Origin of the sequence: Streptomyces rhizosphaerihabitans (assembly GCF_025399795.1) — a bacterium.
In the GTDB taxonomy this organism is placed as follows: Bacteria; Actinomycetota; Actinomycetes; order Streptomycetales; family Streptomycetaceae; genus Streptomyces; species Streptomyces rhizosphaerihabitans.
Genome location: NZ_JAODTZ010000010.1, coordinates 221936 through 230602, shown reverse-complemented (window position 1 = coordinate 230602; position 8667 = coordinate 221936). Strand labels below are relative to the sequence as shown.

The window sequence follows — 8667 nt, the reverse complement described above, 5'->3', positions numbered from 1 at the left end:
CGCTGCCAGCTGTTCGCCTCCGCCTGTTATGTCAGCGGCGGGCTCGGCGGCGCGGCCGCCGCCGGCACGGTCGGCTCGGCCTGGGGAGTCGCCGCCGCAACCATCAGCGGCTCGGCCGTGTGGTGGCTGCAACTGCGGTCCGCCCTGCGCGAGCGCCACCGCGATCCCATCCCCGAAGTGAGGACCTCATGACGGCGCAACCCAGGCTGAGCATCGGCCTGCCCGTGTACAACGGCGAGGAGTACCTGGCCGAGTCGCTCGACGCCCTGCTCGGCCAGACCTACGAGGATTTCGAGCTGGTCGTCTCCGACAACGCCTCGACCGACGGGACCCAGGAGATCTGCCGCAAGTACGCCGCCCGGGACTCGCGCATCCGGTACCTGCGGCTGCCCCGGAACATCGGCGCCACGCCGAACCACAACCATGTGTTCGCCGAGTCCCGCGGTGAGCTGTTCAAGTGGGCCTCGCACGACGACCTGTACGCCCGGGACCTGCTGCGGCGCTGCGTGGAGGCGCTGGACGAGCGGCCGGAGATGATCCTCGCGCACACCGGCCAGGCGGTCATCGACGGCGACGGCCAGGTGAAGGTCCCCTACGAGTACGGGCTCGCCACCGACTCTCCGCACGCGCCGGAGCGCTTCCGCAGTCTGCTGTTCGAGCCCGGCGGCGACGACTTCTACGGAGTGTTCCGGGCCGACAGGCTGCGCCGGGTGAAACCGATGGACAGCTACCACCACGCGGACCGCACGTACGTCGCCGAGATCACCCTGCACGGGCCGTTCCACCAGGTGCCGGAGCTGCTGTACTTCCGCCGCGACCACCCCACCCGCGCCGAGCGGGCGAACCCGTCCAAGCGCTCCCGGTGCGTCAACCTGGACCCGCGTCGGGCCGGCGTGCTGCACCCGACGCCCCGGCTGCTCGCCGAGTACATATGGGGCTTCGCCGCAGCGATCCGGCGGGCGCCGTTGTCCCCGGCCGACCGGCGCGCCTGCTACCGCCACCTGGCCGCGTGGATGACCAGCCGGGTCCGGCCGGGCGCCGGCGAACGGGTCGAGGACCGCGCCCCGGTCGATCCGGGCCTGCTCACGGTCTCCGTCGACGCCCTCGTCGCCGGCCGTGAGGGGAGGCGGACATGACGGCCGCGGACAGGGCCCCGGTGCGCGTCGGGGTGTTCGGCCTGCTCGGCTCCGGCAACCTCGGCAACGACGGATCGCTCGAAGCCGTGCTCGGGTACCTCCGCGCCGAACACCCGGAGGCGGTCGTGGACGCGCTGTGCGGCGGGCCCGAGGCCGTGACGACGCGGTTCGGGATCCCCGCGACGCGGCTGCACTGGTACAGCGGGGAGTACCGGACCGCGTCGCGTGCGGGCGCGATCGCGGCGAAGGGGCTGGGCAAACTCGTCGACGTCTTCCGCACCGCCGCCTGGGTGCGCCGGCACGACGTGGTGATCGTGCCGGGCATGGGCGTCCTGGAGGCCACGCTGCCGCTGCGGCCGTGGGGCTTCCCGTACTCGCTGTTCCTGCTCTGCGCGAGTGGCCGGCTGCTGCGCAGCCGGGTGGCGCTGGTCAGCGTCGGCGCCGCGACGATCGGGAACCGGCCGACCCGGGCCCTGGTGCGCTGGTCGGCGCGGCTGGCCACCTACCGGTCGTACCGGGACGCGCAGTCCCGCGACGCGATGCGGGCGATGGGCGTGGACACCGCGCGCGACGAGGTCTACCCGGACCTCGCGTTCGCCCTGCCGACACCGCGGTCCCCCGAGCTCTCGGCTTCTCCCCCAGCCTTCGGCCGGGAGGGGCCCCCAGAGCAGGGAGGTACCCCCAGCGCGCCCTCGGACCCGTCGGCCCCGCCGGGCCCGGTCTGCGTCGGCGTCATGGACTTCCACGGCGGCAACGACGATCGCGCCCGGGCCGATGAAATACACCGGCGCTACCTCGACGGGACGATCCGGTTCGTCCGCGCGCTGGTCGAGGAGGGCAGGGCTGTCCGGCTGCTCACCGGTGACCGGTGCGACGCGTCGGTGGTCGCCGCGATCCTCGACGCGGTGGACTCGCCGCTGGTCACCGCCGCCGAGCCGTCCTCACTGGCCGACCTGATGAAGGAGATGGCGGCTGCCGACACCGTGGTGGCGATCCGGTACCACAACCTGATCTGCGCGCTGAAGACCGCTACGCCGGTGCTCGCTCTCTGCTACGCGGCGAAGAGCGACGCGCTCATGGCGGAGATGGGCCTGGGCGCGTACTGCCACCCGGCGCGCGAGGTGGACGCCGACCGGCTGCTCGAGCAGTTCCGTGCGCTGGAGAAGCGCTCGGCCGAGCTGCGGCAGACCCTCACCGAGCGGAACCTGGCCGCCGCCCGGCGACTCGAGCACCAGTTCAACTCCTTGACCGCGGCCCTGTTCCCCGCGGCCGATCACGCCCAGACCTCGCGGAAGGCTCCATGAAGGCGACCGAAGTCCCGGAGATCACCGGCGCATACCTGTTCCAGCCGACGCCGTACGCCGACGAGCGCGGCTTCTTCTGCCGGACCTTCGACGCCGACGTGGTCCGCTCGGTGGGCCTCGACCCCCACGCATTCATCCAGGACAGCGTGTCCCGCTCGGTCCGAGGCGTGCTGCGGGGCCTGCACCTGCGCTCCGGCGCGGGCGAGGCCAAGCTGGTGCGGTGCTCGTACGGGAGGATCTTCGACGTCGTCGTCGACCTGCGGCCGGACTCGCCGACCTACCGCAACCGGGCCTTCTTCGAGCTGTCCGGCGAGACACAGGTGACCCTGTACATCCCGGCGGGGTGCGCGCACGGCTTCCAGGCGCTGACCGAGACCACCGACACCTCGTACCGGATCGACCGCCCGCACGATCCGGCCGAGGACGTGACGATCGCCTTCGACGACCCGGAGCTCGCCATTCCCTGGCCGCTGCCGGTCACATCGATGTCCCAACGGGACCGGGAGGCGCCGAGCCTCGCCGAGGTCCTCAAGCACCAGGAAAGTTGAGGTCGGCGTGCCCACCGAAGACACCCAAGAACTCCTCCTCCCCCGCTCGCGGATGGCGAACGAGCGGCTGCACGCCATGATCCCCGGGGGCGCGCACACCTACGCCAAGGGCGACGACCAGTACCCCGACAACCTGGCCCCGGTCATCAGCCACGGCCGTGGTGCCCACGTGTGGGACATCGACGGCAACCGCTACATCGAGTACGGCTCCGGCCTGCGGTCGGTCAGCCTCGGCCACGCCCACCCACGCGTGATCGAGGCGGCGCGGCGGGAACTCGACCGCGGCAGCAACTTCGTCCGGCCGTCCATCGTGGAGGTCGAAGCCGCGGAACGCTTCCTGGCCACGGTGCCGACCGCCGAGATGGTGAAGTTCGCGAAGAACGGCTCCGACGCCACCACCGCAGCGGTGCGCCTCGCCCGCGCCGCCACCGGACGCCCGCGGGTGGCCCTCTGCGCCGACCATCCGTTCTTCTCCGTCGACGACTGGTTCATCGGCACCACGCCGATGTCCGCCGGTGTCCCGGCAGCGACCAACGAGCTCACCGTGACGTTCCCGTACGGGGACCTGGCCGCCACGGAGGAGCTGCTCACCCGGTACCAGGACGAGGTCGCCTGCCTGATCCTCGAACCCGCCACCCACACCGAACCGCCGCCCGGGTACCTCGCCGGCCTGCGCGAGCTGGCCGACCGGCACGGCTGTGTACTGATCTTCGACGAGATGATCACCGGCTTCCGCTGGTCGGAAGCCGGCGCCCAGGGCCTGTACGGCGTCGTCCCCGACCTCTCCACGTTCGGCAAGGCGCTGGGCAACGGATTCGCCGTCTCCGCGCTGGCCGGGCGCCGGGATCTGATGGAACTGGGCGGGCTGCGCCACTCGGGCGACCGGGTGTTCCTGCTGTCCACCACGCACGGTGCGGAAACCCACTCCCTGGCAGCCGCGATGGCCGTGCAGACCACCTACGTCGAGGAGGGCGTCACCGCGCGGCTGCACGCCCTCGGCGAGCGGCTGGCCGCCGGTGTCCGCGACGCGGCGGCCGCCATGGGCGTCGGCGACCACATCGTGGTCCGGGGCCGGGCCAGCAACCTGGTCTTCGCCACCCTCGACGAGAACCGGCAGCCGTCGCAGCGGTACCGCACCCTGTTCCTGAGCCGACTCCTCGCGGGCGGGGTGCTGGCCCCGTCGTTCGTGGTGAGCAGCGCGCTCGACGACGCCGACATCGATCACACCGTCGACGTGGTGGCCCAGGCCTGTGCGGTGTACCGGAAGGCGCTGGACGCCGCTGACCCCACCCCCTGGCTGGCAGGGCGACCGGTGAAGCCCGTATTCCGCCGCTTGGCGTGACGTGACGTCACGTCAGCGACGCTGCCGCTGACCGGCGTCGGCCGTTCGGTCGGCCAGCCGGTCAGCCATCCGGTCGACCAGCCACGCGGTCGCCGGTATCACCGCCAGTGCGGTGCACCAGCCGCCGAGGACGTCGGTCGGGTAGTGGGCGCCCAGGGCGACCTCCGCCCAGCCCATGGCGGCGCCGGCAACCAGCGCCGCGGCGAGCACGAGTGACGTGCCGGCCGTCCTGCCGAGGCCGAGCGGGCCGGTCGCGAGCAGCGCCACCATGAGGGCGAGCGCGGTGAGGAAGGCGGTGTGCCCGCTCGGATAGGACAAGTTGCCGTCGCCGTGGATGGTGCGTCCCACCAGATGCTTGAGCAGCGTCGCCGTCCCCACGGCCACGCCGACGCCGACAACGACGAGCACCGCCGCGCGAGGACGCCGAAGCAGCAGGCAGCCCGTCACGGTGGCCACGACCAGCGTCGCCGCTCCCACGGGCTCCCCCAAGAAGTCCGTGGCCAGAGCGACGTAACGCCACGGCGGCCCCACACCGTCCACCGTCGCCCAGATCCGCGTGTCCACCCTGCCGGGCTTGCCGGCGTCGGCATACAGGACCCCGAGGACGACGACCACCAGCGCGGCGAGGGCCGCGGTCAGCCCGAGCCGCACGCGCAGCGACGGTGGCAGCACCGCGGGCGCCGGCCGGCCGGTCACACGCCCGCCGTGTCGGATCGCCCTGCAATGCGTTTCGGACTCCGGTCGCCGGCTGCCGCTGCGACCCCGGCGGAAGCCCGCGCTTCATCGCAGACGTCGACCGCGCCGCGACCCCCTGCTCGGCGGCGGTCGAGCCGAACACCCCGCTCATGACCGAGACGGGGGAAAGCCCGCACTCCGTCACAGTCCACCACCCGGCAGATGCGATGCACCTTCCCCCCTCCCGTCGGGGCCGACGCCGCGTCACCCGCCGCTACGCGCCCCGAGAACTGCCCACCGCCACCCGCCGGCATGACCCGGACGTCGGACGTACGAGCTCCGTACGGCTGGACCGGGCAAGATCGCAAACACGTCAAGCGCGAACGGGGCAGGTCCGATTTCCAGGCCCGCTCGGCCGAGCGATCCAACGCCACTGACGCCACTGACGCCGGTCGACGTGGTCCTCGGCTTCCGCCGGCGTCAACTCCCCACCCACGAGCCCCCCGTCGCGTCCGACTTGGCACGGGCCGGAGCCATCGGCCTGTGCAGCCCCGAACTCGCCCGCCTGTCCAACACCCTGGCCAAAGGCATCGAAATCAGTCTCTGCCTGCCACCCTAACCAACAACGCGGTCGCGGCTGACCGCCGTGGGAAACTCCGCGAGCGACAACCCGCGAATTCTGGTTCTGGATCGCTTTTCCGCGCCGGAGCCACGGACTGTCACCGAAACCGCGATCGTGACGCGTCGTGGACGACGTCCTCCTACGGGCCTCGACTTGGGCCGGTCGCGGACCGACCCGGGCTCACCGGGCGGCGCTCACGTGCCGGCCCCAGCCCGGTTCGACCAGTGGGCGGAGGCTGGTCGGCCCGTTTCGTCCGACCAGGCCGGATCGGGGAAGGCCACGGCGTAGAGCCGGTCGCAGCCGCGCAGGTGTTCCGCGAAGGCGGCGCCCAGCCGGGCCGCGTAGTGGGCGCACAGGGCACCCGCCGGGGTACCGGCGGCGGCCGCGTCGATCACCGCGGCGGCGAGGATTCCGGTACGCAGCGCCTGGGCGGTGCCGGTGCCGCTGAGCGGGTCGCAACGCAGTGCGCCGGCGCCCACGGTCAGCAGTCCGCCGGCCCCGTCGGCCGGCGGCCGGCCCGGTGCCGGGTGCAGCCGGGGAGCGGCCGGGATGGCGGTCGCGGTGCGCGGGGGACGGCGCAGTAGGCGGTCCAGGCCGCTTTCGGCGAGGAGCCGGGCGAGGAGTGCGGCCGGGTCGCCGGCCGGGCCGGGGACCATCCCCTGGACCAGGCAGTCGCCCCCGCCGAGCGGGGTGAGTTGCACCCAGCCGAGGGCCGCCGTGGCCAGCCGGGCCGTCCGCTCGTCCGCGCCCGGCCGCAGCGGGGCGGTGCCGGCGAGCAGTTGCCGCCGCCCGCAGTGCCAGTGAGCGCCGTCCGGGGGGACGGCGGACACCGTCCACGCGGGGGACCCGCTCCCCCGCAGCCCCGGCCCGAGCCGGCCCCGTATCCGGGTGGCCAGCACCGCGCCGTCGACCACCCTCGCGGGTTGCGCCAGGCGCGCCGCGGGCTCCTCGCCCCAGGAGACCTCCCGGTGGCTCAGCCGCCAGGTGCCGTCCAGCAGCCCGTCGCCCCACAGGGAGTGCAGCAGCTCCAGGGTGGGACCGGTCAGCAGCAGCGGCCGGGGGCCCGTGGGTGCGGCGGGCTCCGGCGCGAACCGGATCCGGTGCCCCCGCCCGGCGAGCAGCCGGGCGCAGGTCAGCTCGGCCAGCCCGTACCCCGTCAGGGCGAGGACCTCGCTCATGCGTCGAGCAGGGCGAGCAGGGCCTCGGTCTGCGGCTGTTGTGCGTTCACCAGGGCTCGCGCCGCCGGGTCGCCGAGGGGCCGGATGGCCTCGTGGGCGCGGATCGCGGCGAGCGCTGCCTGCCGGGTGAGCTGGCCGTCGGCCAGTGGACCGGCCGCGGCCCCGAGCTCGGCGGGCAGCGTGAAGCGGGGGCCCACGCCGCGGGAGGCGAGCAGGTGGTTCGTCTGGTGCAGGAACTCCATCACGGTGCGGGACTGGCCGATCAGCACCCCGCCCGCCCGGTCGCCGAGCGCGAACGAGCTGCGCAGCAGCCCGAGCAGGATCGCGTAGTACTGGTCGCTCAGATCGAGGAGCTGCGTCTGGAGCGGGGACCCGTCGCCCGCCCCGAGATCGCGCAGGTACTGGGACTCGGTGAAGGGCGACAGGTGGAACTTGACGGCGGTGAAGCGCTTGAAGTGGTCCGCGCCCTCGTCGATGATCAGCTTGACCAGGTGGGCCAGCCGGTCGGCCTCCGGGAACGGCGGCGGCTCCTTGATGAGGGTCTGGTGCAGCTGGACGTACATGCCGTCCACGCCGGTGCCCGAGACCTGGCTTGGCGCCTCGACGTTGATGAACCAGTCCAGCTGCGCGGCGGTCATCAGCCGCCGCTCGACGGTGTGCGGCCCGTCCCGCTCGATCGTCGCCGCCCGATCGACCACGGGCGCCTCGCCGAGGGTGCCGAGCGCCTCGTTGACCCAGCGCAGGTGCCGCATCTCGTCGACGGCGACCTGGAAGACCTCGTTGGCGGCCGCGTGGGTCTTCGCGAGGAGCGATTCGGGGGCAGTGCCCGAGGGCAGCACCCGGGGCGCCTTGAGCGAGTAGTGGGCGAAGAGGTACTCCATGCACAGCGCGTGCTCGACGGCGGCCAGCTTCTTCAGCTGCTCGATCACCTGCGCCCGGCTGAGCTCCGCGCCGGCCGGCGGCACCGGGTTGCCGATGCTGTCGTCCTCTCGGTCGTTGAGGACCACGGGGAGCACGTTCCAGTCGGCGATCACGTCCGGGTAGTCCATCTCCAGGGACCGCCGGGCGTCGTCGACGTCGTCGTCGCGGTCGGCCGCCGGGGTGCGGTCGGCGCGCAGGAAGTTCATCTGCGGGACGGCGCCGTCCGAGCTGCTGGAGACGTCCGGCTTGGACGCGGCCCAGTAGAAGCACATGCAGTCCCGGAAGTCGTACTGCCAGGGGGCGCACATGCTGCGGGTGAGGTCCCCGGGCTCGTAGACCTCCGGATCGATCACCCCTTCCTCGTCCAGGAAGCGGGCCCGGTCGGTGACCAGGACGGCGAGCCTGACCCGCCCGTTCGGGCCCCGGTCGACGAAGCTGCCGTCGGCCGTCCGGATCTGGTTGAGGTCGCCGACGGAGCCGAGCCCGGGCGAGTCGCTGCCGCGGCCCGGTCCCAGCACGATGGCGATCCGCCCGGGCAGCAGATCGTGCACGTGCCGCCAGACGTCCAGGCCGTCCTTGCCCCGGGCGTCGACGGCCGGAGCGGCCGTCTCGGGCTGGTCCACGGTCGTACGCCCGCACAGGCCCCGCAGGTAGAGAGGCTGTCCGGGGACCGTGAGGTCCGCGTCGGTGAGGCCCTGAGCCGCGGCCACGCCGCCGGTGACGGCGATGACCCGGGCACCCTCCTGGCGGTGGAAGTCCACCATCAGGCCCGGGAAGAACCTCTTGTCCATGTTGCGCTGGTCGAACTCCAGCCCCGGGAAGCAGTTGTCGACGCCGCTCTCGGGGCGGGTGTTCGCCGGGTTGCCGTGGACGACGTGGTCGGCGCGGGCGGTCAGGTTGCGCGGGAAGATCTTCCCGGCGGGGGTCGGCAGATCGGGCAC

General features: G+C 73.1%; 7 protein-coding genes and 1 pseudogene. 5 read left to right on the top strand and 3 right to left on the bottom strand.

All coding sequences use genetic code 11. The annotated features are described in order from the left end of the window. The 5 genes and pseudogenes from N4G66_RS13460 to N4G66_RS13440 form a co-directional block, all read left to right on the top strand. Positions 1-192 (top strand): annotated as a pseudogene (locus N4G66_RS13460) (hypothetical protein); the annotation flags it as partial. Further along, positions 189-1136, top strand: coding sequence for a glycosyltransferase family 2 protein (locus tag N4G66_RS13455; RefSeq protein WP_261704292.1), 948 nt, complete (start codon positions 189-191; stop codon positions 1134-1136). The pseudogene N4G66_RS13460 and the gene N4G66_RS13455, both read left to right, overlap by 4 nt. Next, a complete protein-coding gene (locus N4G66_RS13450) occupies positions 1133-2440 on the top strand; it encodes a polysaccharide pyruvyl transferase family protein (RefSeq protein WP_261704291.1) in 1308 nt (435 codons plus the stop codon). The genes N4G66_RS13455 and N4G66_RS13450 overlap by 4 nt, the downstream gene beginning before the upstream one ends. Next, on the top strand, positions 2437-2988 hold the full coding sequence (locus N4G66_RS13445) for a dTDP-4-dehydrorhamnose 3,5-epimerase family protein (RefSeq protein ID WP_261704290.1): 552 nt from the start codon (positions 2437-2439) through the stop codon (positions 2986-2988). Before N4G66_RS13450 ends, N4G66_RS13445 begins: the two co-directional genes overlap by 4 nt. Positions 2989-2995: 7 nt before the next feature. Then, on the top strand, positions 2996-4330 hold the full coding sequence (locus N4G66_RS13440; protein WP_261704289.1) for a glutamate-1-semialdehyde 2,1-aminomutase: 1335 nt from the start codon (positions 2996-2998) through the stop codon (positions 4328-4330). Between the two features lie 12 nt (positions 4331-4342). Here the strand turns inward: N4G66_RS13440 and N4G66_RS13435 are convergent, their stop codons facing one another. From N4G66_RS13435 to N4G66_RS13425, 3 genes are all read right to left on the bottom strand, one after another. Next, on the bottom strand, positions 4343-5026 hold the full coding sequence (locus tag N4G66_RS13435; protein WP_261704288.1) for a phosphatase PAP2 family protein: 684 nt from the start codon (positions 5024-5026) through the stop codon (positions 4343-4345). A 795-nt stretch (positions 5027-5821) separates the two neighbouring features. Then, positions 5822-6805: a hypothetical protein gene (locus tag N4G66_RS13430; protein WP_261704287.1), complete on the bottom strand. Its 984-nt coding sequence runs from the start codon at positions 6803-6805 to the stop codon at positions 5822-5824. Continuing rightward, positions 6802-8667, bottom strand: a complete 1866-nt coding sequence (locus N4G66_RS13425; RefSeq protein WP_261704286.1) for a LodA/GoxA family CTQ-dependent oxidase — start codon at positions 8665-8667, stop codon at positions 6802-6804. The genes N4G66_RS13430 and N4G66_RS13425 overlap by 4 nt, the downstream gene beginning before the upstream one ends.

Bases quoted from the DNA above. Each gene is read 5' to 3' on its own strand.
- N4G66_RS13455 (WP_261704292.1), top strand. From the start codon at position 189: ATGACGGCGCAACCCAGGCTGAGCATCGGCCTGCCCGTGTACAACGGC.
- N4G66_RS13450 (WP_261704291.1), top strand. From the start codon at position 1,133: ATGACGGCCGCGGACAGGGCCCCGGTGCGCGTCGGGGTGTTCGGCCTG.
- N4G66_RS13445 (WP_261704290.1), top strand. From the start codon at position 2,437: ATGAAGGCGACCGAAGTCCCGGAGATCACCGGCGCATACCTGTTCCAG.
- N4G66_RS13430 (WP_261704287.1), bottom strand. From the start codon at position 6,805: ATGAGCGAGGTCCTCGCCCTGACGGGGTACGGGCTGGCCGAGCTGACC.